General features: G+C 69.6%; 23 protein-coding genes and 1 other RNA gene. 12 read left to right on the top strand and 12 right to left on the bottom strand.

Annotated features, from left to right (window positions below; genetic code table 11):
- Positions 1–8: 8 nt before the first annotated feature.
- A complete protein-coding gene (locus IE160_RS05725; RefSeq protein WP_179873722.1) occupies positions 9–935 on the bottom strand; it encodes a proteasome assembly chaperone family protein in 927 nt (308 codons plus the stop codon).
- Between the two features lie 113 nt (positions 936–1,048).
- Between IE160_RS05725 and IE160_RS05720 the strand changes: the two genes are divergently transcribed.
- From IE160_RS05720 to sucB, 3 genes are all read left to right on the top strand, one after another.
- Positions 1,049–2,545 carry a leucyl aminopeptidase gene (locus tag IE160_RS05720; protein ID WP_191151895.1) on the top strand — a complete coding sequence of 499 codons (1,497 nt, stop codon included), beginning with the start codon at positions 1,049–1,051 and terminating at the stop codon, positions 2,543–2,545.
- A 110-nt stretch (positions 2,546–2,655) separates the two neighbouring features.
- Complete coding sequence (gene lpdA, locus IE160_RS05715) at positions 2,656–4,029, top strand: dihydrolipoyl dehydrogenase (RefSeq protein WP_191151991.1); 1,374 nt, start codon at positions 2,656–2,658, stop codon at positions 4,027–4,029.
- A 56-nt stretch (positions 4,030–4,085) separates the two neighbouring features.
- On the top strand, positions 4,086–5,531 hold the full coding sequence (gene sucB, locus IE160_RS05710) for a 2-oxoglutarate dehydrogenase, E2 component, dihydrolipoamide succinyltransferase (protein ID WP_191151894.1): 1,446 nt from the start codon (positions 4,086–4,088) through the stop codon (positions 5,529–5,531).
- Here sucB and IE160_RS05705 read toward each other — a convergent pair.
- Complete coding sequence (locus IE160_RS05705; protein WP_191151893.1) at positions 5,528–7,021, bottom strand: serine/threonine-protein kinase; 1,494 nt, start codon at positions 7,019–7,021, stop codon at positions 5,528–5,530. The genes sucB and IE160_RS05705 overlap by 4 nt on opposite strands.
- Before the next feature lie 131 nt (positions 7,022–7,152).
- Here IE160_RS05705 and IE160_RS05700 point away from each other — a divergent pair, with 131 nt between their 5' ends.
- Entirely contained in the window at positions 7,153–7,866 is a 714-nt protein-coding gene (locus IE160_RS05700; protein WP_179873718.1) for a DUF4191 domain-containing protein, read from the top strand.
- Between the two features lie 45 nt (positions 7,867–7,911).
- Here IE160_RS05700 and IE160_RS05695 read toward each other — a convergent pair whose 3' ends face one another.
- A complete protein-coding gene (locus IE160_RS05695) occupies positions 7,912–8,313 on the bottom strand; it encodes an RDD family protein (RefSeq protein WP_191151892.1) in 402 nt (133 codons plus the stop codon).
- 73 nt (positions 8,314–8,386) lie between these two features.
- On the opposite strand from IE160_RS05695, the gene lipB reads away from it, so the two are divergent.
- The 3 genes from lipB (at position 8,387) to glnA (ending at position 11,616) form a co-directional block, all read left to right on the top strand.
- Complete coding sequence (gene lipB, locus IE160_RS05690) at positions 8,387–9,040, top strand: lipoyl(octanoyl) transferase LipB (protein WP_179873716.1); 654 nt, start codon at positions 8,387–8,389, stop codon at positions 9,038–9,040.
- Positions 9,037–10,038, top strand: coding sequence for a lipoyl synthase (gene lipA, locus IE160_RS05685; protein WP_179873715.1), 1,002 nt, complete (start codon positions 9,037–9,039; stop codon positions 10,036–10,038). The genes lipB and lipA overlap by 4 nt, the downstream gene beginning before the upstream one ends.
- A 153-nt stretch (positions 10,039–10,191) precedes the next feature.
- The gene (gene glnA, locus IE160_RS05680; protein WP_179873714.1) at positions 10,192–11,616 is read left to right on the top strand and encodes a type I glutamate--ammonia ligase; all 1,425 of its coding nucleotides are present in this window, start codon (positions 10,192–10,194) and stop codon (positions 11,614–11,616) included.
- Positions 11,617–12,006: 390 nt separating this feature from the next.
- Here the strand turns inward: glnA and IE160_RS05675 are convergent, their stop codons facing one another.
- Both IE160_RS05675 and IE160_RS05670 read right to left on the bottom strand, forming a co-directional pair.
- Positions 12,007–12,405 carry a hypothetical protein gene (locus tag IE160_RS05675; protein ID WP_191151891.1) on the bottom strand — a complete coding sequence of 133 codons (399 nt, stop codon included), beginning with the start codon at positions 12,403–12,405 and terminating at the stop codon, positions 12,007–12,009.
- A gap of 287 nt (positions 12,406–12,692) precedes the next feature.
- Complete coding sequence (locus IE160_RS05670; protein WP_179873712.1) at positions 12,693–12,935, bottom strand: winged helix-turn-helix transcriptional regulator; 243 nt, start codon at positions 12,933–12,935, stop codon at positions 12,693–12,695.
- A 288-nt stretch (positions 12,936–13,223) separates the two neighbouring features.
- On the opposite strand from IE160_RS05670, the gene IE160_RS05665 reads away from it, so the two are divergent.
- Entirely contained in the window at positions 13,224–13,646 is a 423-nt protein-coding gene (locus tag IE160_RS05665; protein WP_179873711.1) for a DoxX family protein, read from the top strand.
- 143 nt (positions 13,647–13,789) lie between these two features.
- Here IE160_RS05665 and IE160_RS05660 read toward each other — a convergent pair whose 3' ends face one another.
- Together IE160_RS05660 and IE160_RS05655 are read right to left on the bottom strand one after the other, a co-directional pair.
- Positions 13,790–16,708 (bottom strand): bifunctional [glutamine synthetase] adenylyltransferase/[glutamine synthetase]-adenylyl-L-tyrosine phosphorylase, encoded by a 2,919-nt coding sequence (locus IE160_RS05660; protein ID WP_191151890.1) that lies wholly within the window; start codon positions 16,706–16,708, stop codon positions 13,790–13,792.
- An 18-nt stretch (positions 16,709–16,726) separates the two neighbouring features.
- Entirely contained in the window at positions 16,727–18,064 is a 1,338-nt protein-coding gene (locus IE160_RS05655; protein ID WP_179873709.1) for a glutamine synthetase family protein, read from the bottom strand.
- A 57-nt stretch (positions 18,065–18,121) separates the two neighbouring features.
- Here IE160_RS05655 and IE160_RS05650 point away from each other — a divergent pair, with 57 nt between their 5' ends.
- Together IE160_RS05650 and panB are read left to right on the top strand one after the other, a co-directional pair.
- Positions 18,122–19,855, top strand: a complete 1,734-nt coding sequence (locus tag IE160_RS05650) for an NAD+ synthase (RefSeq protein WP_191151889.1) — start codon at positions 18,122–18,124, stop codon at positions 19,853–19,855.
- Positions 19,856–19,930: 75 nt separating this feature from the next.
- Complete coding sequence (gene panB / locus IE160_RS05645; RefSeq protein WP_179873707.1) at positions 19,931–20,782, top strand: 3-methyl-2-oxobutanoate hydroxymethyltransferase; 852 nt, start codon at positions 19,931–19,933, stop codon at positions 20,780–20,782.
- Positions 20,783–20,876: 94 nt separating this feature from the next.
- On the opposite strand, the gene IE160_RS05640 is transcribed toward panB, so the two are convergent.
- On the bottom strand, positions 20,877–21,065 hold the full coding sequence (locus tag IE160_RS05640; RefSeq protein WP_179873706.1) for a methionine aminopeptidase: 189 nt from the start codon (positions 21,063–21,065) through the stop codon (positions 20,877–20,879).
- A 33-nt stretch (positions 21,066–21,098) separates the two neighbouring features.
- Between IE160_RS05640 and map the strand changes: the two genes are divergently transcribed.
- The gene (gene map / locus IE160_RS05635; protein ID WP_191151888.1) at positions 21,099–21,965 is read left to right on the top strand and encodes a type I methionyl aminopeptidase; all 867 of its coding nucleotides are present in this window, start codon (positions 21,099–21,101) and stop codon (positions 21,963–21,965) included.
- A 31-nt stretch (positions 21,966–21,996) separates the two neighbouring features.
- Entirely contained in the window at positions 21,997–22,749 is a 753-nt protein-coding gene (gene ppgK / locus IE160_RS05630) for a polyphosphate--glucose phosphotransferase (protein WP_179873704.1), read from the top strand.
- Between the two features lie 37 nt (positions 22,750–22,786).
- Here the strand turns inward: ppgK and IE160_RS05625 are convergent, their stop codons facing one another.
- The 4 genes from IE160_RS05625 to IE160_RS05610 form a co-directional block, all read right to left on the bottom strand.
- Positions 22,787–23,890, bottom strand: a complete 1,104-nt coding sequence (locus tag IE160_RS05625) for a fatty acid desaturase family protein (RefSeq protein ID WP_179873703.1) — start codon at positions 23,888–23,890, stop codon at positions 22,787–22,789.
- 155 nt (positions 23,891–24,045) lie between these two features.
- An RNA gene (gene rnpB, locus IE160_RS05620) (RNase P RNA component class A) lies at positions 24,046–24,428 on the bottom strand.
- Between the two features lie 64 nt (positions 24,429–24,492).
- Entirely contained in the window at positions 24,493–24,915 is a 423-nt protein-coding gene (locus tag IE160_RS05615) for a reverse transcriptase-like protein (protein WP_179873702.1), read from the bottom strand.
- Positions 24,912–25,652 carry a zinc ribbon domain-containing protein gene (locus IE160_RS05610; RefSeq protein ID WP_179873701.1) on the bottom strand — a complete coding sequence of 247 codons (741 nt, stop codon included), beginning with the start codon at positions 25,650–25,652 and terminating at the stop codon, positions 24,912–24,914. The genes IE160_RS05615 and IE160_RS05610 overlap by 4 nt, the downstream gene beginning before the upstream one ends.
- Positions 25,653–25,654 lie beyond the last annotated feature (2 nt).

Raw genomic sequence — 25,654 nt, 5'->3', positions numbered from 1 at the left:
CGACCGCGTCAGCGGTCGCCGCGGTCGTCGTCGCTGCCGCGACGGAACGCGAGGAACTTCTCGAGCTCGGCCGCGATCGAGTCGGCAGTGGGCAGTTCGCCGTCCTCGTCCATGAGCGGTGACCGCAGCGGGTTGTCCTCCATATAGCTGTCATGACGCTCCTCGAGCGTGCCGACCATACGCGCGAGTTCGGCGTTGCCCTCCACCTGGCCCTCGATCTTGGCGAGGAACTCGCGCCCGTCCTCCCGCAGCTGGTCCGTGGGGAAGAGCAGGCCCGTGGCGGCCGTGATGCTCTCGAGCGCCGTCACCGCCGCGGACGGGAACTCGGTGTCGGCCAGGTAGTGCGGCACGAGGAGGACGAACCCGGCGAGCGGGTGGTCGCTCTCGGTGAGCCGGTACTCGAGCAGGTGCAGCGCGTTGCCGGGAACCTGCGTGCGCGGTCGCCACACGGAGAGGGTCTCGATGAGGTCCTCCCGATTGCCGCTGACGGTCACGCCGATGGGCCGCGTGTGCGGCACGGGCATGGGGATCGCGTGCACCCATGTCGTCGACGCGATGCCGTACCGCGCGATGAGCTGCTCGACCGCCTGCGTGAACCGCTCCCACTGGAAGTCGGGCTCGTAGCCGGTGAGGAGGAGAAAGGGCGAGCCGACGTCGTCCTGCGCGAGTCGCAGGGCGAGCGAGGGCTTGCGGAACTCTGTCAGCCGGGTCTCGTCGAAGAACAGCACGGGTCGCCTGGCGCGGTAGTCCAGCAGCTCGTCGTTGTCGAACACGACGACGTCGCGATGACTCAGCTCGTCGACGAGGTACTCGGAGACCTGGCCCACGGCACCGCCGGCGTCCGCGAAGCCGGTGAGCCCGACGACGAGCGGCAGCCCGGCAGGCACCTCGTCCTCCCGCAGGATGACGGTGTAGAGCTCGTCCGGCGATCGCATGCCTCCATGGTAGGGCGGCGCCCTGAACGCCCGGCACCACGGGCGAGCGCCCTGAGCGAACACCCCGACCACCGCGTCCAGGAGAGCCCCGGCTGCGTCGATACCATGGCCGGATGCCCTCCCCCACGCTCTCCACGACCGACCTCTCCCCCGCCGATCTCGACGCCGACGTGCTCGTGGTGGGGGTGCTCGCTACCGTGGACGGCCCTCGCCTCGCGGGCGAGTCGCCCCTCGGCGGATCCACACTCAGCACGGACGACTTGACGGCGGTCGGCGTCACAGGGGCCGTGGACACCACCCAGCGCCTCTCGTCTCCCGAGGGCGTGTCGGCCCGCAGCGTGCTGCTCGTCGGCCTGGGCAGTACCGCGCCCACCCCCGACTCGCTGCGATCCGCCGCTGGGTCGGCCGCGCGCGCCGCAAGCGATGCCGCCCGCCTCGCGCTCGCCCTTCCCACCGAGACCCTCGACGACACCCAGGCGGTGCTCGAGGGTGCCGCTCTCGGCGGATACAAGTACGTCGCTCGGACAGCGACGGCGCCAGCATCCACTCTCACCGAGGTGACCGTCGTCACGAGCGTGCCGGGAGCGAACGAGGCCGCCGAGCGCGCCGCCATCACCTCGGAAGCCGTCACGATCGTGCGCGATCTCGTCAACCAGCCGCCGAACGACCTCTACCCCGCGAGCTTCGTGGAGCGCGCCCGCGAGCTCACCGACGGCCTCGACCTCGAGCTCGAGGAGTGGGGCGTCGACGAGCTGCGCGAGGGCGGCTACGGCGGCATCCTCGGCGTCGGCCAGGGATCCTCCCGGCCCCCCAGACTGCTCGCGGTGCGCTACCGCGCCGGTGAGGATGCCCCGCACCTCGCCCTCGTCGGCAAAGGCATTACCTTCGACTCGGGCGGACTGTCGCTCAAGCCTGCCGCCTCGATGGTGGGCATGAAGTACGACATGACGGGGGCCGCGACGGTGCTCGCCACGATCATCGCAGCGGCCCGCCTCGGCGTGCCGCTGCGCATGACCGCGTGGCTGTGCCTCGCCGAGAACCTTCCGTCGTCGACGGCGATCCGCCCGAACGACGTGCTCACGATGCGCGGGGGCAAGACCGTCGAGGTGCTCAACACCGATGCGGAGGGCCGTCTCGTGCTCGCCGACGGCATCGTGCGCGCGAGCGAGGAGCACCCCGACGCCATCATCGACGTCGCCACGCTCACGGGAGCCGCACGGGTCGCACTCGGGGAGCGCTACGCCGGCGTCATGGGTGATGAGGAGCTCATCGAGCGCGTCCAGCGCGCGGCGAGTGCCACGGGCGAGCTCGTCTGGCCCATGCCGCTGCCGGCCGAGCTGCGACCGCTGCTCGCGACCGAGGTCGCCGACATCGCCAACGCGAAGCCGGGCAACACGGCGGCGGGCATGCTCCTGGCCGGTGTGTTCCTGCGCGAGTTCGTCGGGCGCGCGAGCGACGAGGAGGACGCGCCGGTCATCCCGTGGGCCCACCTCGATATCGCGGGCGCGGCCAACAACGGATCCGGCGCGTACGGCTACACGCCCAAGGGGCCGTCGGGTGTAGCCGTGCGTCTGCTGATCGCCCTCGCAGAGTCCTACGCCGCCAAGTAGTAGGCTCGACACCCGGGCGCGAGAGTTGCGCCCGCTGCCTCGGGCCGGCGCTCGACACTCTTTTGTCGGCCTCCGCACGAGAATCCTGATCATTGAGGGAGTACCTGCCGGTGTCGGACCAGAATTTTGACCTTGTCGTCCTCGGAGCCGGGAGCGGGGGCTATGCCGCCGCGCTGCGCGCCAGCCAGCTCGGCATGAGCGTCGGCCTCATCGAGAAGAACAAGGTGGGCGGCACGTGCCTGCACGTCGGGTGCATTCCGACGAAGGCCCTGCTGCACGCCGCCGAGATCGCCGACGCGGCGAGGGACTCCGCGCAGTTCGGCATTAACGCGACCCTCGAGGGCATCGACATTCCCGGCGTCACCAAGTACCGCGAATCGATCGTCTCGAGCAAGCACAAGGGACTCCAGGGCCTCATCAAGGCGCGCGGCATCACGACCATCGAGGGCGAGGGTCGACTGACCTCCCCGACGACGGTGGAGGTCGGCGACGACACGATCACGGGCAAGAACGTCGTCCTCGCGACCGGCTCCTACTCGCGCACCCTGCCCGGGCTCGAGATCGGCGGGCGCGTCATCACCTCCGAGCAGGCACTCCAGCTCGACCACGTGCCGAAGAAGGTCGCCGTCCTCGGCGGCGGCGTCATCGGCGTCGAGTTCTCGAGCGTCTGGCGCTCCTTCGGTGCCGAGGTTCACATCATCGAGGCGCTGCCGCACCTGGTGCCCATGGAGGACGAGGCGATCTCGAAGCTCTTCGAGCGCGCCTACCGCAAGCGCGGCATCGAGTTCACGCTCGGCAAGCGATTCCAGGGCGTGACGCAGGATGACAACGGCGTGGTCGTGACGCTTGACGACGGCACGACGATCGAGGCGGACATCCTGCTCGTGGCCGTCGGCCGCGGCCCCTCGACCGCGGGCCTCGGCTTCGAGGAGGTCGGGGTCACGATGGATCGCGGCTTCGTGCTCACCAACGAGCGACTCGAGACGAGCATCCCGGGCCTGTACGCGGTCGGCGACATCGTTCCCGGTCTGCAGCTCGCCCACCGAGGCTTCCAGCACGGCATCTTCGTGGCCGAGGAGCTCGCAGGGCTCAAGCCCGTCGTGATCGACGACGTCACCGTGCCCAAGGTCACGTACAGCGAGCCCGAGGTCGCCTCCGTCGGCCTCACCGAGGCGAAGGCCAAGGAGGTGCATGGGGACGACGCCATCGCGAGCTACGACTACAACCTGGCCGGGAACGGCAAGAGCCACATTCTCGAGACCTCCGGCATCATCAAGGTCATCCGCGTGAAGGACGGCCCCGTCGTCGGCGTGCACATGATCGGCTCCCGCGTGGGCGAGCAGATCGGTGAAGCGCAGCTCATCGTCAACTGGGACGCGTACCCCGAGGACATCTCTCCGCTGCTGCACGCGCACCCCACGCAGAACGAGGCCCTCGGCGAGGCATTCCTCGCCCTCGCGGGCAAGCCCCTGCACAGCGCCTGATCCGCAGACCGGTCACTAGGCTAAAGACACTCAAGGCTTCGAAGGAGCAACTACTGATGAGCGAATCCGTCAACCTCCCGGCGCTCGGCGAGAGCGTCACCGAGGGCACGGTCACCCGATGGTTGAAGAACGTGGGAGACCGCGTCGAGGTCGACGAGCCCTTGCTCGAGGTGTCGACCGACAAGGTCGACACGGAGATCCCCTCCCCCATCGCTGGCGTGGTCGAAGAGATCCTCGTCGCCGAGGATGAGACCGTCGAGGTGGGTACGGCGCTCGTGCGCATCGGTGACGGCGAGGGGGGCGGCTCCGCGCCTGCAGAGTCGGCACCAGCCGCATCCGCTCCCGCCGAGCCCTCCGCCCCGCCGGAGCCCAGCGCACCTGCTGAGCCATCCGCACCCACTGAGCCGTCCGCCCCGGCGGAGCCCTCCGCTCCGGCCGAGCCCTCCGCTCCCGCCGAGCCCTCCGCTTCCGCCGAGCCGTCCGCCCCGGTTGCACCGTCTGCTCCGGCCCAGCAGTCGGCGCCCGCCGAGCCGAGCGCTCCTGCCGAGCCCTCCGCACCCGCAGAGCCCTCTGCACCGGCACAGGCCAGTGCACCTGACGCGAGCGCCGCGGGCTACATCACGCCGCTCGTGCGCAAGCTCGCTCAGGAGCGCGGCGTCGACCTCTCCACCGTCTCGGGTACCGGCGTCGGCGGGCGCATCCGCAAGCAGGATGTGCTCGACGCCGCCCAGAGTGGCGGCGCGGCGACCGCGAGCGCGCCCACGCGGAAGCCCCTCGAGGCCTCACCGCTGCGCGGCACGAGCGAGTCCATGTCGCGCCTGCGCAAGGTCATCGCCGAGCGGGCCGTCGTCTCGATGCAGTCGACCGCGCAGCTCACGACCGTCGTCGAGGTCGATGTCACGAAGGTCGCCGCCCTCCGCACTGCCGTGAAGGACACCTTCCTCACGGCGACCGGCCTCAAGCTCAGCTTCCTGCCGTTCTTCGCGAAGGCGACGACCGAGGCACTGCAGGCCTTCCCGATCATCAACGCGACGGTCGAGGAGGACACGATCGTCTACCCGGAGTCGGAGAACCTCTCCATCGCGGTGGACACCGAGCGCGGGCTCCTGACCCCCGTCATCCGCAACGCGGGCGACCTGTCGATCGCCGATCTCGCCCGCGAGATCGCCGACCTCGCCGAGCGCACGCGCGACAACAAGCTCAAGCCCGACGAGCTCGCGGGCGGCACCTTCACGCTCACGAACACGGGCTCGCGCGGCGCTCTCTTCGACACCCCCGTCGTGTTCCTTCCGCAGGTCGCCATTCTCGGCACCGGTGTCGTGACCAAGAAGCCCGTCGTCATGACGGTCGACGGCTCCGACGTGATCGCGGTGCGCTCGACGGTGTACCTCGCACTCTCCTACGATCACCGCATCATCGACGGCGCCGACGCTGCACGCTTCCTGACCGCGATCAAGGAGCGCCTCGAAGAGGCGGACTTCGACGGCGACCTAGGGATCTAGCCTCCCGACGGCTCCACGAGCACGTCGCGAAGACGCCAGCCGGCCTCGCTCCTCATCAGCAGGAGCGAGGCCGTCGTCGTCTCCGGCCCGACGAGATCCACGATGACGGCCGCCCCCATGCGTTCGACGACGACGAGTTCGCGGTCGCCCTCGAGCCACCCCCGCAGACCGGTCACTGAGCCCTCCCCCGGAGCGCGAAGGACCGCCTCGGCCGACGACCCTGGCTGCGTCGACGCGTGCGCGCACGTCGCCGCGGCTGCTCGCTCGCGACAGCTCAGCCAGCGCTCGACGAGGTCGCCCACGACGTCAACCCATTGCTCTGGTTCCGGAGTGAGATGGCGCTCCGGCGCTTCGCCGCCCTCATCCCGGTGGGGAGTCGGCTCCTCAGGCAGCGCATGCTGCTCCGAGAGCGGCGAGGCGGAGGCGATCGGGGCTCCCGTTGCCCCGGGACCCTCGTCAGGGGCTCCGGCGCCCACGAGCAGCAGCGCAAGAAGCGCCGAGACGCCGCCAGCAGCGCCGAGCGCGACGGTGCGGGGCTTCACGCCCCCTCCCGGCCTCACTCGCACCGCTGCGCCGAGCGCCGCGAGCCGCGCCTCGAACGCGAGCACGGGCTGCACGAGGGAGTCGGGAAGAGCCAGACGGTGAAGGAGCGGGGCGAGCCGACTCTGCTCGGGCGGCCGTGGCGCCACGTCCCCGTGATTCGGCCCCGGGGCCCGCGCACCCGATTCCCCCGCGCCCGGGGGGTCCAGCACACCACGGTCGCGCACGCCGGTGCCGCCCGCGAGCGGTGAGCCCGGAGCGCAGCGCACCGGAGTGGGCTCTGCGCAGTCGAAGAGCGCGGCGATCGTGGACCGGAACCCGGGGTCGAGGTCGACCGCCTGGCCGCCCTCGAGCGCCGCCACGAGATCGTCGCCCGACGGAGCCGCGACATGGCCCGCCACGAGCGCGGCGAGAGACAGGGCGCTGTCGCGATCGACACCGTACTCGGCGACGCGGCCTCGGAAGTGCGCGGGAAGCACGGCTCCCGCTCGTGCTGTACTGAACCGGGTGATCACCGGCGCTCCGTCGGACCGGAGCCGGATCCCCTCGGCCGTGAGCCCGCCGAAGGTGAGCCCGCGATCGTGCGCCGACGCCACCGCCTCGAGCACGGGCACGATGAGCGTGACCGCCTCTCCCGCCGACAGGTCGCCCCTACGGGCAGCGAGGAGCTCGTCGAGTCGCGGGCCGGAGAGGTGCTCGAGCACGACGACCGGTGCGCCGGAGTCGATCGTCGCGAGATCGAGCACCGTCGCAGCGTGCTCCTGGGCCGCCCGAGCGCGAGCGTCGATCTCGCCGTCCAGCTGAGCCACGTCGTGCCCCTCCGCGACGATGCGCAGCACGCGCGGCTGCCCATCGTGATGCGCGAGCAGGAGGACGGCCCGAGGGCCGCGCGCGAGCACGCGCACGATCGTGTATCCCGCGACCTGCGCCGTCGGCTCGCTCGACACCATTCCCCCACTGTCGAGCACACACGCCGCGGCGCCGACCCGCGCACGTCTGCGTGGGGAGGAGGGCCGTGTCGACGATCGATCGGGAGGAGCAGCCGCCGAGAACCTCAGCGCGGGGCCCTATCCTAGAGACCATGGCACGCACCTCCTCCTCGACTCCCCCCAAAGAGCCCGGCCGCATGAAGCAGATGTGGCAGGTCTTCACCATGACCCGCCGCATGGACCCCGCGTCGCTGTGGTTCATGATCGCCGGCTTCGTCCTGCCCCTCGCCGCGGGCATCGTGCTCGCCATCGTGCTCTCCGGCGACAACGTCATCGGCATCATCCTGTACGTGGTCGCCGGCCTCATGGGCGGGCTCCTCGTCTTCCTCATCGTGCTCGGACGCCGCGCTGAACGCGTCGCGTACCGGCAGATCGAGGGTCAGCCGGGCGCCGTGGGCGCCGTGCTCAAGTCGTCACTGCGCCGCGCCTGGCAGGCGAGCGAGATGCCCGTCACGGTCTCTCCCCGCACCCAGGACGCCGTGTACCGCGCCGTGGGCAAGCCGGGCGTCGTGCTCATCGGCGAGGGCCCGCAGTCGCGCACCCGCCGGATGCTCGAGGACGAGCGGCGCAACGTCAACCGCATCGTGCCGAACGTGCCCGTGCACTTCGTCCACGTCGGCCCCGACGCCGAGTCGACCAAGCTCGAGCGCCTCGCAAAGACCCTCAACGGCCACAAGAAGACGCTCACGAAGGCCGAGGTGCTCGCCGTCAACAACCGCCTGAGCTCCCTCAGCAAGTCGTCGAGCCTGCCGATCCCCAAGGGAATCGATCCGACGAAGGTTCGCGCACCGCGCCAGCCGCGATAGTCGCCTGACTCCACGGGCCGACCGGCGACAGCACGACCCTGCCGGTCAGCGACGCAGCAGGATCGTGCCGGCGGCTCGATCATGCAGCCCGCGCTGGTCCACGTTCCAGAAGACCGCGGGCAGCACGAGCGCGATGAGCGCGGCACGCACGACCGGCCGCCACACGCCCAGGAGGCCTCCGGCCATGGGAACGACGCGCATCCCGAGCAGCAGGTGGCCGACGCTCGCGTTGACGACGACCGTGAACAGGATCTGCATGCCGACGAAGACCGCGAGCGTCGCGAGCGGGTCGTAGTCGAAGAACGCGACCGAGATGATCACCGCGATGCCCCAGTCGATCGCGATGGCCGCGAGGCGCCGGCCGATGCGTGCGACCGAGCGGGGTCCGCTCTCGGGGAGCCCGAGTCGCTGGCCCGGCCAGTCGGGCAGCTCGCTATCGGGAGTCACGACAGCAGTCTAGGAGGGCTCGCCTGCGAGGCCGCTCGCAGACGATCCGGAGCGCGGCACGTACACTGGCCTCGTGATCGACTACGTCGTCACGGGGCTAAGCGCCAACTCCGTGCCGTACCTGTCGGGTCTCGAGCAGCAGCGTGCCCTGCACGCCGCCGTCGTCGAGGGCCGGGCGCCCGATACCGTCATGCTGCTCGAGCACGAGAGCGTCTACACAGCGGGCAAGCGCACCGAGCCCCACGAGAGGCCCTCGGACGGCACGCCCGTCATCGACGTGGATCGCGGGGGCAAGATCACCTGGCACGGCCCCGGCCAGCTCGTCGGCTACCCCATCGTCCACCTGCGGGAGCCCGTCGACGTCGTCGCGTACGTGCGGCATCTCGAGGGCATGCTCATCGCCGTCCTCGGCGACCTCGGCATCGTCGGTGCCGATCGCGTACCCGGCCGCAGCGGGGTCTGGATGCGCGGCACCGACAAGATCGCGGCGATCGGCATCCGCGTCGCCCAGGGCGTGACGTCGCACGGCTTCGCTCTCAACTGCTCCAACTCCTTCGAGCCCTACCGCCGGATCATCGCGTGCGGGCTCGCCGATGCCGGAGTGACGAGCATCACCCACGAGCTCGGCCGCACCGTGACGCCCGGCGATGTCGTCCCGCTCGTCCAGCACCATTTCCGCCCGCTCGTGCTCGACACGGTGGGCCGAACCGAGGAGGTTTCTGCATGACCGCTCTGCCCCACGCCCCCACCGAGGGTCGCAAGATGCTGCGGCTCGAGGTGCGCAACGCCGCGACACCCATCGAGAAGAAGCCCGAGTGGATCAAGACCACCGCGAGGATGGGCCCCGAGTTCAGCGCGCTGCGCGCTCTCGTGGGTGAGAAGCAGCTGCACACCGTGTGCCAGGAGGCCGGCTGCCCGAACATCTACGAGTGCTGGGAGGACCGCGAGGCGACCTTCCTGATCGGGGGCAGCCAGTGCACGCGTCGCTGCGACTTCTGCCAGATCGACACGGGCAAGCCCGCCGACTACGACACCGACGAGCCGCGTCGCGTCGCGGAGTCGGTCGTCGAGATGAACCTCCGCTACGCGACGGTGACGGGCGTGGCGCGCGACGACCTGCCCGACGAGGGTGCGTGGCTGCACGCCGAGACGGTGCGTCAGATCCACGAGCTCAATCCCGGCACGGGGGTCGAGCTGCTCGCGACCGACTTCAGCGGTAACCCGGACCTGCTGCGCGTCGTCTTCGACTCCCGGCCCGAGGTCTTCGCGCACAACGTGGAGACCGTTCCGCGCATCTTCAAGCGCATTCGGCCGGCGTTCCGCTACGAGCGGTCGCTCGACGTCATCACCCAGGCGCGCGACTACGGGCTCATCACGAAGTCGAACCTCATCCTCGGCATGGGCGAGACGCGCGAGGAGGTCTCGCAGGCCCTGCGCGACCTGCACGCCGCGGGCACCGACATCATCACCATCACGCAGTACCTGCGGCCGACGGCGCGCCACCACCCGATCGACCGCTGGGTCAAGCCGGAGGAATTCGTCGAGATCAAGCAGGAGGCCGACGAGATCGGCTTCCTCGGCGTGCTCGCGGGTCCGCTCGTGCGCTCCAGCTATCGCGCCGGGCGGCTCTGGGCGCAGTCCATGGTCGCGAAGGGCCGGCCCATCCCCGACTCGATGCGCGCGCTCGCCGAGACGACGGAGGCGTTCGCGCAGGCGGTGGGCTGAGCATCCAGGGCCCAATGTGCTCGCAGGGTGAACCAGGCTCGGCGTAACATCCCCGAAACATAAGGGACACTGCAGGGAAACCCCTGCCCCCTAGGTTTGAGACACGGCGCGATCGCGCCCCTTTCCCGTACCAAAGCTCAGGAGATCAGTCACATGTTCAGTGATTCTTCCGAGGTGCTGAAGTTCATCAAGGACACGGACGTCAAGTTCCTCGACATCCGATTCACCGACCTTCCCGGTGTCCAGCAGCACTTCAACATCCCCGCCGCGACGGTCGACGAGGACTTCTTCACCGTCGGCCAGCTCTTCGACGGTTCGTCCATCCGAGGCTTCCAGTCGATCCACGAGTCTGACCTGCAGCTCATCCCGGACGTCTCGACGTGCTACGTCGACCCCTTCCGCACCGAGCGCACGCTCATCATGATCTTCGACATCTACAACCCCCGTACGGGCGAGATCTACGGTCGCGACCCGCGCCAGGTCGCCAAGAAGGCGGAGAAGTTCCTCGCCTCGACGGGCATCGCCGACACGGCGTTCTTCGCCCCCGAGGCCGAGTTCTACATCTTCGACGACGTCAAGTACGAGGTGAAGCAGAACAAGTCGTACTACGAGGTCGACTCGAGCGAGGCCGCCTGGAACACCGGGCGCACGGAAGAGGGCGGAAACCTCGCCAACAAGACCCCGTACAAGGGCGGCTACTTCCCCGTCACCCCCGTCGACCAGCACGCCGACCTGCGCGACGACATCGTCATGAAGCTCCTCGAGGTCGGCCTCGACGTCGAGCGCAGCCACCACGAGGTCGGTACCGCCGGTCAGGGCGAGATCAACTACAAGTTCGACACGATGGTCTCCGCAGCTGACGACATCCTGAAGTTCAAGTACATCGTCAAGAACACGGCCCTCGAGTGGGGCAAGGTTGCGACCTTCATGCCGAAGCCCCTCATGGGCGACAACGGCTCGGGCATGCACACCCACCAGTCGCTGTGGAACGGCAGCGAGCCGCTCTTCTACGACGAGGCGGGCTACGGCGGCCTCAGCGACATCGCGCGCTGGTACATCGGCGGTCTCCTCAAGCACGCGAAGTCGGTCATGGCGTTCACCAACCCCACGGTGAACTCCTACCACCGCCTCATCCCGGGCTTCGAGGCTCCCGTCAACCTCGTGTACTCGGCGGGCAACCGCTCGGCCGCGATCCGCATCCCCATCACGGGCACGAACCCCAAGGCCAAGCGCATCGAGTTCCGCGCGCCGGACGCCTCGGGCAACCCGTACCTCGCCTTCGCGGCGCAGATGATGGCCGGCATCGACGGCATCATCAACAAGATCGAGCCGCACGAGCCCGTCGACAAGGACCTCTACGAGCTGCCGCCCGAGGAGGCCAAGAGCATTCCGCAGGCGCCCGCCTCGCTGGATGCCGCTCTCGACGCTCTCGAGGCCGACCACGAGTTCCTGCTGCAGGGTGGCGTCTTCACCAAGGACGTCATCGAGGCGTGGATCGAGTACAAGCGCGAGAAGGAGCTCCTCCCCTTCGCGCAGCGCCCACACCCGTTCGAGTACGAGCTCTACTTCGGGGTCTGATTCCGGGAGGCCCTCAGAGCCACACTTCCGGTCTCTGAGCCCAGCAATTTACTGAGCCCCAGGCGGCATCTGCCGTCTGGGGCTCAGACTATCTCTGGACGTTTACGGACGGCTACGGGCGGTAAACGGACGGGTTTTCGGACGGAGCTGGTGAGCGCGGGGAGGCCACCGCCCGCCACGTAAGGCGATGGGCGTGGCGAGCTGGCGCACGCGCCCGGCACCGTTCGTTCGGGTCGGGGCTCGGATCATCCGTTCGTGGAGCACCGCGGTTACGTCGTCCGCATCGTCGAGCGGGCGTGAGGCGACGAGCGCGCCAAACGCGGTCGATCCGATGGCCGCGTCCGCTTCGGCCTCGGTGAGTCGGGTGGCGCACGAGGGCTTCCCACCTCCCTATTGTGCGGCGGCGGCGATGGTCTCGTACTCGGCGGCGAAGTGCGCGACCGAGCTCCAGGTGTCCTGCTCGGCGGCGATCATCTGGCGGGCGGCGAGTTCCGCGCCGACGTGCTGGAGCACCCCGGCGAGCACCTTGCGCGCCGCGACCGCGGCGGTGTCCTGGGTGGGCGGGTGGATGTGGTCGTCGTCGGGGCGGTTGAACGAGACGTAGGCGGTGTTGCCGAGTCGGCCGCGGATCATGGCGAGGTAGAAGTTCTCTCGCGTCCCGCCGGGCTCGACAAGGGTATGCCCGGTCTCGATCGTGACCCCTTGTGCCCGGTACGCGGTGACGGCGTAGCCGAGTTCGACGTGCTCGGCGACGTACTCGGCGTCACGATGAACGGGTCGGGCGCCCACCTCGAGTTCATCGCCTCGCGCGCTTCGTGTTCGAAGGCGAGATAGGGGTTGAGCAGGGTTGCCATCGGGGCTCCTCACTGCGGCCGCGCGGCCGCGCGGGGACAGGATGCCGCAGGCGGGCGCGCCTCGCTACCAGGAAGCGCTGCTTCCGAGTGCGAGAGATCGTGCGGGGCCGGTGCCCGCCGGTGCGCGGGCTGGACCGAACAGCGGCTGAGTGCATCGCCGCCATCGACTCCGGTGGCCGGCTGGTCGAGGATCGGCTGGCAGGGTCGGGCCTGATGAGCGGGTCAGGCCGATGCCACCTCGGCTTCGGCGTCGGTCCAGCTGCGGTTCCAGCGTTCGATCGCGAGGAAGACGTGCTCGAGCTCGCGCCCCATGTCGGTCAGCTCATAGCGCGGGCAGCCGACCTTGGGCCGGTGGATGACCACGCCAGCCCGGCACAGCTCCTCGAGCCGCTGGCTGAGCAGACGCGACGACAGGTGCGGAACCGCGTCGAGCAGGTCGCTGAAACGGACCGGCCCGTAGAACATGGGGCGCAGGATCGAGGCCGTCCACCGACGCCCGAGGAACTCGATCGACTCCTGGAACCTTGCGCAGTGCCGCGCATCCAACTCTTCCCTCACCACCATCATCTTCCCTCACCATCACAGTACGTAGGTCCCTCGCCATCACAGAACGCGGCGCATCATGTCAAGGATGCCGACGAGACTCACCTCGTCAGGACCGCATCTACAGCGTGGCGCAGTTGGGTTATGCTTCGTAATTACTAATAGTAATCGATTCGTGCTGGCTGAAGAGCCGGCTGGAAGGATGGCGTGATGGAGTGGCTAGTGCTGATAGGGCGGCTGTTGTTTGCCGTGCTCTTCCTGGGCAGCGGATGGGGTCACTTCACCCAGATTCAGATGATGGCCGGATACGCCCAAAGCAAGGGCGTGCCGTTGGCCCGCGGATCGGTCATCGGCACCGGTGTGCTGATCGTGGTGGGTGCGCTGATGGTGCTGCTAGGGGTCTGGGCCGACCTCGGTGCACTCCTGCTGGTGGTCTTCCTTGTCCCGACCGCCGTGGTGATGCACAACTTCTGGAACGTCGACGACCCGCAGAGCAAGCAGATGGAGCAGACGCAGTTCCTCAAGGACGTCGCCCTGGCTGGCGCTGCACTGATGCTGTTCGTCTTCTTCGCCACCACCCCTGAGCTGGGGCTGACTATCACCGGCCCGCTGCTGGGCGGCCTGTTCGAGTGACGCTCACGAGCTTGCCGACTCGGCCGGGGCCACGCCCGCGGCACCACGAGGGCCTCGTTCCGTTGTGGAGCGGGGCCCTCGTGGCGTTCCGCACCTCGTAGCGCTCCAGCCCTCGCCGTGCGCCGCACAGCGTCGCGAGCACCTCAGGCGTCGTAGAAGCCGCGCTCGAAGACCTGGCGGGCGAGGCGCGTGCGGCGCAAGTAGTCCTCCTCGAGCTGCGAGGCGCAGCCCGCCGGGTATCCCATGAGGCGCGCGATGCCCTCGAGCTGCAGTCGGTCGTCGGGCAGCACGTCGACCGTCTTGTTGAGCCATAGCGTGAGCGCCGACCGCACGCGTGAGGCGATGATCCACGCATCGCGCAGCCGGGCCGCGTCAGACTCCGTGACGAGGCCCTCCGCGACCACGGCGTCGAGCGCCTCGAGTGTCGACGTCGTCTTGAGCGCCGGCCTTGAGGAGGCGTGCTGCAGCTGCAGCAGCTGCACAAACCACTCGACGTCGCTCAGCGAGCCTCGACCGAGCTTGACGTGCCGCGCCGGGTCCGCCGCCTGCGGCAGGCGCTCTGACTCGACGCGCGCCTTGATGCGCCGCACCTCGCGCGCGTCCGCGGCCGGAAGCTGCTTCGGGTAGCGCACCGTGTCGGCGAGGGCGAGGAAGTCCTCGCGCAGCGACTCCTCCCCCGCGACGGCGTGCGCACGCAAGAGAGCTTGCGCCTCCCACGTGAGCGACCAGCGGTCATAGTAGGCACGGTAGGCGTCGAGCGAGCGCACGAGGGGGCCGTTCTTGCCCTCCGGCCGCAGGTCCGCATCCAGGTCGAGCGGCAGCCGCAGATCTTCGGTGAGGCGGGTGAGCTCGCGCACGATGCCCTCGGCGGTCGCCTGCGCGCGGTCCCCCGCACCCGCGTCGCGGTACACGTAGATGACGTCGGTGTCGCTGCCGAAGCCGAGCTCGCCGCCGCCGTAGCGCCCCATGCCGATGATCGCGAACTCGATGCCGTCGTCGGGCCGGTGCGCCAGCGAGAGCACTCCCGTCAAGAGCGCCGTCGTGACCGCGGTCAGGCCGCGCCCGACCTCCTGGATCGTGGACACGTCGAGGATCCCCGAGAGTGCGATGCGCAGGATCTCGCGCTGGCGGGCGGTGCGCAGGGCTTTCGCCGCAGCATCGGTGTCGCCGTCGTGCCGGGCGACCGTGGCTCGCGTCTCCTCGAGCAGGGCATCCAGTGATCGGGGCCGCAGCTCCTCATCGTTCTCGAGCCAGGCCGCACCCTCCGGATTCCGCTCGAAGAGCCCGCCCACGTACCGCGAGGCGGCGAGCACCTTCGTGAGCCGCTCTGCGGCACCGCTCGAATCGCGCAGCATGCGCAGGAACCAGTAGGACTCGCCGAGAGCCTCGCTGAGCTTGCGGAACGCGAGGAGGCCGTAATCGGGGTCGGCGCCGTCGGCCAGCCACTGCAGGATGACCGGCAGGAGCGTGCGCTGGATCGCCGCGCGACGCGACACTCCGCTCGTGAGCGCGGCGATGTGCCGCAGCGCGCCCGCCGGGTCGGTGAAGCCGATCGCCGCGAGTCGCGCCTTGGCCTGGTCGCTCGTGAGTGCGAGCCCGCCCTCCGGGAGGGAGGCCACCGCGGTGAGGAGCGGACGGTAGAAGAGCTTCTCGTGCAGTGAGCGCACCGCCGCCCGCGTGCTCTGCCAGAGCGCGACGATCTCGTCGGCCGAACCGGCGAGGCCCGTGGCTCGGGCAAGGACCCGCAGGCGGTCCTCGTCGCGGGGCATGAGGTGGGTGCGGCGCAGCTGGTCGAGCTGCACGCGGTGCTCCATGACGCGCAGAGTTCGGTAGTCGGTCGAGAACTCGGCGGCCTCGACGCGGCCGATGTAGCCGTGCTCGGCGAGGGACGCGAGAGCGCCCAGGGTGTCGGGCTGGCGCACGCGATCGTCGTGCAGGCCGTGGACGAGCTGGAGGAGCTGGATGGTGAACTCGATGTCGCGAAGCCCACCAGGGCCGAGCTTGAGCTGAACATCCAACTCATCGTCGGGGATGTGGTCGGTCACGCGCTCGCGCATGCGCTGCACCGACTCCACGAAGCCGTCCCGTTGAGAGATGGACCAGACCATGGGGTGGACCGTCTCGCAGTAGCGCTGCCCCAGCTCGGCGTCTCCCGCGAGCGGGCGCGACTTGAGCAACGCCTGGAACTCCCAGCTCTTCGCCCAGCGCTCGTAGTACGCGCGATGCGAGTCGAGCGTGCGGACGAGCGCGCCGTCCTTGCCCTCCGGCCGCAGGTTCGCGTCGACCTCCCACAGAGGGGGCTCGAGCGCCGGGTCCTGGATGCCGCGCGCCGTCTCCGCCGCGAGCCTCGTCGCGATCTCGACCGCGCGTGCGGTCTCGAGGCCCTCGGCGGCGTCGGCGACGTAGATCACGTCGACGTCGCTGATGTAGTTGAGCTCGCGAGCCCCCGCCTTGCCCATGCCGATGATCGCGAGCTTCGTGCGCTCGATATCCTCGGCGGGGAAGGTCGAGGCGCGGCGTGCGAGCAGAAGCGCGGCGTCGAGTGCCGCCCCGGCGAGGTCGGCGAGCCCCTCCGAGACGAGAGGCTGCGCCTGCAGCGGGTCATCCTGCTCGAGATCCCAGGCGGCGAGCAGCATGAGATGGCGCCGGTACGCCACACGGAGGGCTACCCGGCCCTGCTCGACATCGTCGGTGGCCTCGACCGCCGCGGCGAGTTCCGCGCGGTAGGTCGCCGCACCCAGCGGGCCGGGCGGCCGCTCGCGCAGTGCCTCGAGCTGCTGGGGGCGGCGGCGCAGAAAGTCGGCGAGCCCTTCGCTGGCACCGACGACGCGCACGGCTCGAGCGCTCCACTCGGCGTGCGACGACAGGGCCGCGACGTCCTCCGGATGCTGCTCCTGCAGCCGCGCGAGCGCCCTCAGCGCGCGATCCGGGTCGGCGGCCTGCCCGAACACGCCGGCATCCTCCGTCGCGATGTCGAGGGTCTCCAGCAGCGCGCGCACGTCACTGAGGTCGGTGAAGCCGACCCGAGCGAGCTCGGTGAGAGTGGACTGCGGTCGCGTCATGGCGTCAGCTGCCCCCGATCACAGAATCGGCAGGTTGCTCTCGAGCTCGTACGGAGTCACCTGCAGCCGGTACTCGCGCCACTCGCGACGCTTGTTGAGCAGCACGTAGTTGAAGACCTGCTCGCCCAGCGTCTCCGCCACGAGCTCGCTCTCCTCCATGAGCCCGAGCGCGAGGTCGAGGCTCGAGGGCAGCGCCTTGTAACCGAGCGCACGGCGCTCAGACTCGCTGAGCTCCCACACCGTGTCCTCCGCCTCGGCGGGCAGGTCGTAGCCCTCCTCGATGCCCTTGAGGCCGGCGGCGAGCAGCAGGGAGTAGGCCAGGTAGGGGTTCGCGGCGGAGTCGACGCCGCGGTACTCGACGCGCGCGCTCTGCCCCTTGCCGGGCTTGTAGAGCGGCACGCGCATGAGGGCGGACCGGTTGTTGTGGCCCCACGTGACATAGCTCGGCGCCTCGTCCCCACCCCAGATGCGCTTGTACGAGTTCACGTACTGGTTGGTCACCGCCGTGATCTCGGGAGCGTGCTGCAGGATGCCCGCGACGAACTGGCGGCCGATCTTGGAGAGCTGGTACTCCCCCGAGGCGTCGAAGAAGGCGTTCGTGTCGCCCTCGAAGAGCGACATGTGGGTGTGCATGCCCGAGCCCGGCTGGTTCGCGAGCGGCTTCGGCATGAACGTCGCGTACACGCCCTGCTCGATCGCGACCTCCTTGACGACGGTGCGGAACGTCATGATGTTGTCGGCCGTCGTGAGCGCGTCGGCGTACCGCAGGTCGATCTCGTTCTGGCCGGGCCCCGCCTCGTGGTGGCTGAACTCCACAGAGATGCCGAGCTCCTCGAGCATGCGTACGGCGCTGCGGCGGAAGTCGTGGGCCGAGCCGCCCGGCACGTTGTCGAAGTAACCGGCCTGGTCGACCGGCTGAGGACCCTCGGGGCCGTACGAGGCGCTCTTGAGCAGGTAGAACTCGATCTCGGGGTGCGTGTAGAACGTGAACCCGCGATCGGCGGCCTTCGCGAGCGTGCGCTTGAGCACATTGCGCGGGTCGGCGGCGGCCGGCTGGCCGTCGGGGGTCGTGATGTCGCAGAACATGCGTGCCGTCGGGTCGACCTCGCCCCGCCACGGAAGGATCTGGAACGTCGTCGGGTCGGGGTGCGCGAGCACATCGGCCTCGAAGGCGCGCGTGAACCCCTCGATCGAGGAGCCGTCGATGCCGAGCCCCTCCGCAAAGGCGCCCTCCACCTCTGCGGGGGCGATCGCGACGCTCTTGAGAGCCCCCACGACGTCGGTGAACCAGAGCCTCACGAACTTGACGCCGCGCTCCTCGATCGTGCGGAGAACGAAGTCGCGCTGCTTGTCCATGCTGCCCTTTCGTGACGCTCAGAAAGACCGCTCCGGCCCACTATTAGGCTACTGGGTATGCCCCGACTCCGCTTGGCCCTGGCCCAGTCGAACCCCGTCGTCGGGGACCTTCTCGGCAACACCGAGCAGATCGTCGAGGCCGCGCGAGCGGCCGTGCGGCAGGGTGCGGACATCCTCGTGACCGGGGAGATGGCTCTCACCGGCTATCCGATCGAGGACCTCGCCTCCCGGCCGTCGTTCCTCGCCGCCGCGAGCCGCGCCGTGCCCGCCCTCGCCGAGCGACTGCAGGCGGAGGGCCTCGGCGATATCGCCGTCGTCGTGGGCCACCCCGAGGGTCCCTTCGAGCCGCGCCTGCTCGGCACCTCGAACGCTCCGACCGCGATCGCGCAGAACTGCGCGAGCGTGCTGCAGGGCGGCACGGTGCTCGCCCTGTACGCGAAGCACCACTTGCCCAACTATTCGGTGTTCGACGAGTACCGGGTGTTCATCCCGGGCGACGAGCTGCTCGTCGTGCGGGTGCGCGGCGTCGACGTCGCCATCATCGTGTGCGAGGACCTGTGGCGCGACGGCGGCCCCGTCGGCCGCGTGCTCGAGGCCGACGCTGGCGTGCTCGTCGTGCTCAACGCGAGCCCCTTCGAGCGCGACAAGGACGAGGTGCGGCTGCCGCTCGTGACCCGGCGCGCGACCGAGACGGACACAGTCGTCGCCTACGTGAACATCGTCGGCGGTCAAGACGACCTCGTCTTCGACGGGGACAGCGTCGTGGTGGACGGCACCGGCCGCATCCTCGCGCGCGCTCCGCAGTTCGCCGAGCACCTTCTCGTCGTCGACGTGGATGCGGCCGAGGCCGCCCAGGCCGACCTTCCCCCCGCGGTGCGCCGCGTCGAGCTCGCCGCGGCGGGCTCCCCCGACCAACCGCCGCTCGCAGCCGACATCGCCGAGCTCGCGGACTACCGCGAGCAGGTCTGGAACGCGCTCGTCACCGGCACGCGCGACTACGTGCGCAAGAACGGCTTCCGCAGCGTCGTCCTGGGACTCTCGGGCGGCATCGACTCGAGCGTGTGCGCCGCGATCGCCGCCGACGCGATCGGCGCCGAGAACGTCCACGGCGTCTCGATGCCCTCGCAGTGGAGCTCGGACCACTCGCGCTCCGACGCCGACGACCTCGCCGAGCGGCTCGGCCTGCCCTACTCGGTCGAGCCCATCGCCGCGCTCGTGGAGCCCGTCGAGACGCAGCTGAAGCTCGACGGGGTCGCCGCCGAGAATCTGCAGGCGCGCATCCGCGGCGTCATCCTCATGGGGCTCTCCAACATGCACGGTCACCTCGTGCTCACGACCGGCAACAAGACCGAGCTCGCCGTCGGATACTCGACCATCTACGGCGACTCGGTCGGCGGGTTCGCGCCCATCAAGGACGTGCCGAAGCTGCTCGTGTGGGAGCTCGCGCGCTGGCGCAACGCGCACGCCGAGGCCCGCGGCGAGACCCCGCCGATCCCCCGCGGCTCGATCGAGAAGCCGCCGAGCGCCGAACTGCGGCCCGACCAGACCGACCAGGACACGCTGCCGCCGTATGAGGTGCTCGACGCGATCCTCGACGCCTACGTGACGCGCTCGCTCGGCCACGACGACGTCGTCGCGCTCGGCTTCGACCGCGAGACCGTCGACTTCGTGACGCGGCTCGTCGACCGCGCCGAGTGGAAGCGCCGCCAGGGTGCGATCGGCCCGAAGATCTCGGGAATGGCGTTCGGGCGCGACCGGCGGTTGCCGATTACGTATCGACCCACCGAGTAGCTGTCTGTCGCGGCGGCCCGCCGACCCCCGCGCGTACAGGCCGACCGAGTAGAGCCCGGGTCTAGGCTGGGCGGCATGGCTGAGGCATCACCGAAGAGAGTCCGCACCCGTCACTTCGCCCGGGCGAAGGAGCAGGGCATCAAGATCACGGGCCTCACGTCCTACGACGTGCTCACCGCCCAGATCTTCGACGAGGCCGGCATCGACTTCCTGCTCGTCGGAGACTCGGCGGGCAACACCGTGCTCGGCTACGACACGACCCTGCCCGTGACGATCGACGACCTGATCCCCCTCACGCGCGGCGTCGTGAGCGGCGTGAAGCGCGCGCTCGTCGTCGCCGACATGCCCTTCGGCTCGTACGAGACCGGCCCCGATGAAGCACTGCACACGGCGTTCCGCTTCATGAAGGAGACGGGGGCGCACGCCGTGAAGCTCGAGGGCGGGGTGCGCTCGGCCGAGCAGATCCGCCGCATCGTCGAGGCGGGCATCCCCGTCATGGCGCACATCGGCTTCACGCCTCAGAGCGAGCACGGTCTCGGGGGCCACGTCATCCAGGGCCGTGGCGACGCTGCCGACCAGTTGCTCGCGGACGCGCACGCGGTCGAAGACGCGGGCGCCTTCGCGGTGGTGCTCGAGATGGTGCCCGCGGAGGCCGCGCAGCGCGTGACGGCCGAGCTGAGCATCCCGACCATCTCCGTTGGCGGCGGCCCGCACTGCGACGGCCAGCTCGTCGTGTGGACCGACTGGGCGGGGCTCGGCGGCGGCCGCATTCCGAAGTTCGTCAAGCAGTACGCGAACCTGCGGCAGGTGCTCACGGATGCCGCTCTCGCGTTCCGCGCCGATGTCGAGTCGGGCGCCTACCCCGACGAGCAGCACAGCTACAGCGACGCGACCGCCGAGCAGGCGCTGCAGGAGCGCGCCAACTAGCGCACGGCGTGCGGAGCGGCCCAGATTCGCCGCAAAGTGGTTGGTGCGCCGAACTTGAGCGCCCCTTCGCGCCAGATCTGGCACGACGCGGGGGTCACTGCTCTCGCTCGGCCTCCTCGGCTGCCCACGCGCGGGCGCGCTCACGCGCGATCTCGGGCGCGCGGCGGGCCTCGGCCTCCGTCGCGTACGGGCCGTCGCGGTCGGAGCCGAGCGATTGCTTGCCCTGCTCGACCTCGTCCGTCTTGTGGTTGTACCACCACTGCTGCTCGTCGTTGTGCGCCATGGAGCCCCTCCCCCGATCGGTAGACTCGACTCTATGCCCCGCGACGCCTCCGGTCACCTCGTCGCCGGGCGCCTCTCAGCCCCGCGCGCTGTGCCCACGAGCATCCCGCGCCCCGAGTACGTCGGCAAGGCCGAGCCTGGCCCGCACGTGGGCGGTGATGTCTACGACGCCGAGACGATCGAGCGCATCCGCGCTGCCGGGCGCATCGCCGCCGGGGCGATCGAGGCGGCGGGCGCGGCCATCGCGCCGGGCGTCACGACCGACGAACTCGATCGCATCGCCCACGAGTTCATGCTCGACCATGGCGCCTACCCCTCGACCCTCGGCTACCGCGGCTACCCGAAGTCGTGCTGCACGAGCCTCAACGAGGTCATCTGCCACGGCATCCCCGACGATACGGTCATCGTCGAGGGCGACCTCGTCAACATCGACGTCACGGCGTTCAAGGACGGCGTGCACGGCGACCTGAACCGCACCTTCCTGGTGGACGAGGCGAGCGAGGATGCCCGGCTGCTCGTCGAGCGCACCGAGGAGGCTCTGCGGCGCGGCATCAAGGCCGTCGCGCCCGGACGTCAGATCAACGTCATCGGCCGCGCGATCGAGGCGTACGCGAAGCGCTTCGGCTACGGCGTCGTGCGCGACTTCACCGGCCACGGCGTGGGCCGCTCGTTCCACAGCGGACTCATCGTGCCGCACTACGACGCTGCACCCCAGTACGCGACCGTCATGGAGCCCGGCATGGTCTTCACGATCGAGCCCATGCTCACCCTCGGCACGATCGAGTGGGATCTGTGGGCCGACGACTGGACGGTCACGACCAAGGACAAGCAGCTGACGGCGCAGTTCGAGCACACGCTCGTCGTCACCGAGCGCGGCGCGGAGATTCTCACGCTGCCGTGAGACCCGCCTCACCGACCGAAGGAGCCCCACCATGAGCCACGCGATCGGCATCGACATCGGCGGCACCGGCATCAAGGGAGCCCTCGTCGACCTCGACTCTGGTGAGCTCGCGAGCGACCGCGTCAAGCGCTCCACCCCGGAGAACGGCGAGCCGGCCGGCATCATCGAGACGGTGCGCGAGATCGTGCACGAGCTCGAGGTGGAGGCCGGCGGCGGTGACGCTGCGCACCTCGGCGTCTGCTTCCCCGCGATCGTGCTCGAGGGCCGCACCATGTCGGCCGCCAACGTGAGCGATGCCTGGATCGGGCTCGATGCCGACGCTGCGTTCGGGGAGGCGCTCGGCCGCGACATGCACTTCGTCAACGACGCGGATGCGGCCGGGTTCGCCGAGGCGAGGTTCGGCGCCGCCCGCGACGTGCGCGGGCTCGTGATCATGACGACTCTCGGCACGGGCATCGGCAGCGCGCTCATCCACCGCGGCACGCTCATCCCGAACAGCGAGCTCGGCCACCTCGAGATCGATGGCGCCGACGCCGAGAGCCGCGCGGCGAACTCCGCGCGCGAGCGGGAGGAGCTGAGCTTCGCGGAGTGGGCGGAGCGCCTGCAGCGCTTCTACAGCCACGTCGAGTTCCTCTTCTCGCCGAGCCTCTTCGTCGTCGGAGGGGGTATCTCCAAGAGTCACGAGGAGTTCCTGCCCCTGCTCGACCTGCGCGCGCCGATCGTTCCAGCCGAACTGCGCAACAATGCAGGCATCATCGGCGCCGCAGCCCTCGCCGCCGACTAGCCCGAGGCGGGAGGGCGCTGCGGTGTCCGCCTGGCCGTCATGTTCGGCGGAAGCGGTTCACCATCGGGCAGTCGAAGGGGTCGCGCGCGGCGAGACCGACCTCGTTGAGATAGCGGATGACGATGCGGTACGACTCGAGGATGCCCGCCTCGGTGTAGGGGATGCCGAGCGTGCGCGAGTGCTCCCGCACGATCTGCGCCGCGTGCCGCAGCGCGGGGCGGGGCATGTTCGGGAAGAGGTGGTGTTCGATCTGGTAGTTGAGGCCACCGAACATCGCCGTCGACCACCATCCGCCGCGCAGGTTGCGCGAGGTCATGACCTGGCGCGTGAGGAAGTCGAGGTCGGTGTCGGCGGGGAGGATCGGCATGCCCTTGTGGTTGGGCGCGAAGGAGGCGCCCATGTAGACGCCGAAGACGGCGAGCTGCACACCGAGGAACGCGAAGGCCATGCCCAGCGGCAGGGCCCAGAAGACAACGGCGATGTAGAGGCTCAAGCGCGCTGTGATGAGCCCGAGCTCGAGGAAGCGACCCTCGACGCGTCCGCGGTCGAAGAGCGTGATGATGGAGCGCAGGTGGAGGTTGATGCCCTCGAGCGTGAGAAGCGGGAAGAACAGATAGCCCTGCTTACGGGTGATGAGCGCCATCGCGCCCGTCGACTTCGCGGCATCCTCCGGCATGAACGTGATCGTGTCGGGAGCGATGTCGGGGTCGGCGCCCTTCTGGTTGGGCTTCGCGTGGTGACGCGAGTGCTTGTGCATCCACCAGTGGTAGCTGATGCCCACGACGCCAGCGGCGAGGATGCGGCCGAGTCGATCGTTGGCGACACCCGAGGTGAAGATCTGCCGGTGCGAGGCCTCGTGGGTGACGAAGGCGATCTGCGTGAGGACGAGACCGAGGCCTGCCGCGATGAGGAGCTGGTACCAGCTGTCGCCGAGCAGCACGAAGCCCGTGGTGAGGCCGCCGAGCGCGAGGGCGAGACCCGCGAACACCGCGTAGTAGAAGCCACGACGCCGACGCAGCAGACCGCTGTCGCGGACGGTGCGCATGAGGGCGCTGTAGGTGCTCGTGGGCCCCACGGACCCCGGATCCCGCGGAGACGTGCGACGGATGGTGCCGGGCGCGGACGAGGAAGAACTGGTCATGACGGCCTTTGGAGTCGAAACGCGACTTCCCAGCCGACAGAAGAACGGGCGGTTGCCCGGTGGATGCTGTTCACCCTAGGCGCCGAACCTTGGCGTTTCATGCCGCGATCGGCGTGTTGTGCATGCCGATTAGGGCATGTGGGGTGTGCATAGGGCAAGTGGGTCGGCCGATACGCCGGGTTCTGTTCCAGGGATCTCTCCCCTTCGACGGCCATCTCTCTCGGGACTACGTTGCCGCAGCCCTCTAGCGGTCTACCCGACACCTCAGCGAGCAGCTTCATCGGTGCCTGTCTGACCTTGCTCCGGGCGAGGTTTGCCCAGCGCGCCCGATCACTCGGGCCCCTGGTGGTCTCTTACACCACCGTTTCACCCTTACCGTCGGCCGAAGCCGACGGCGGTCTGCTCTCTGTTGCACTGTTCTCGCGGATTTCTCCGGGTGGGTGTTACCCACCGCCCTGCTCTGCGGAGCCCGGACGTTCCTCGGCGGAGTCGTTCCCCTCGCGGGGCGTGCCTCCGACGCGACCGTCTGGCCGGCCCACTTGCGCTCCCAGGCTACCGCGTGCGGGATGCTCGCCGCGGGTATCCTCTCGGTCGTGCACCGCTCAGCGCTCGAACGAGGCCCGAGCGTCCATCGCGTCGTTCGCGCATTTGTCGGCGCGCGAGTTCTGCAGGCGCGGCACCCACTCGAAGCGCACGGGTGTGCCGGAGAGCACCCGCCGCGCTTCGGCGGCGAGCTCGGCCATGGCGGGGTGCTTGATCTTCCAGCGGCCCATCATCTGCTCGACGACGAGCTTGGAGTCCATGCGGATCGTGAGCTCAGCATCCGGAGCGATCGCGAGAGCGCGGCGCACCCCGGCGAGCATTCCCGAGTACTCGGCCACGTTGTTGGTCGCCGTGCCCACCCAGACGCCGACCTCGGCGAGCACCTCGCCGCTTGCCGGATCGATCACGACGGCGCCACCCGCGGCGGGGCCGGGGTTGCCGCGCGAGCCGCCGTCGGCCTCGACGAGCAGCTCTCGCGTCACAGGCCCGACTCCCCGGTGCGCACGAGGATCGCGTTCGAGTCAGGGCACATGACGACGGCGTCGGGAGCCGCGGAGCGCACGGTCTCCAGATCGCTGCCGGTCAGCTCGACCCCGCTCGCGCTCGAGACGCGGGCGCGCAGATGCGAGGCCCCCACGCCGTAGCGCTCGCGCTGCTTCTCGTAGAGGGCCAGAAGATCATCGGGGATGCTCGCCGACAGAGTCTCTCGCTGCGCGAGCACTCCGGCCCGCTCCTCGCGGAGCGCCGCCAGAGCAGCGTCGTACGCCTCCTGCGCGGCGGAGAGACGTGCGGCGTGATCCCGGTGCTGCGATTCGGCAGCCTCGACCGTGAGCTCGAGGACCTCGACGCGCTCCATGACGGCGAGCTGGATCTCCTCCAGGTCGTTCAGCCTCGTGCGCAGCGAGGCGACCTCGTGCTCGAGCCCCTGGATGTCTTTGACGGAGGAGCTCGACTGCAGTCGGTCGGTGTCGCGCGCGATGCGCTTCTCGACCAGGTCGACGTCGGACTCCACACGACCTAGCTCGGTGCGGGAGTCGTCGAGGTCGCCGCGCGCATCGACGAGCGTCGCGCGCACCGACTCGGATTCCGCGGTGATGGCCGTGAGGGTCTCGTGCTCGGGAAGGGTCTTCTCGCGGTGCGCGAGCTGCTGCAGGTGGGTGTCGAGAGCCTGCAGGTCGAGCAGGAGCGCCTGCGTCTCGGGGGGTGCGGTGAGGGCCATGT

This window comes from Chryseoglobus sp. 28M-23, from assembly GCF_014789785.1.
Classification (GTDB): domain Bacteria; phylum Actinomycetota; class Actinomycetes; order Actinomycetales; family Microbacteriaceae; genus Microcella; species Microcella indica.
The sequence above is the reverse complement of the archived record's forward strand: the minus strand, read 5'-3'. Positions and strand labels throughout refer to the sequence as shown.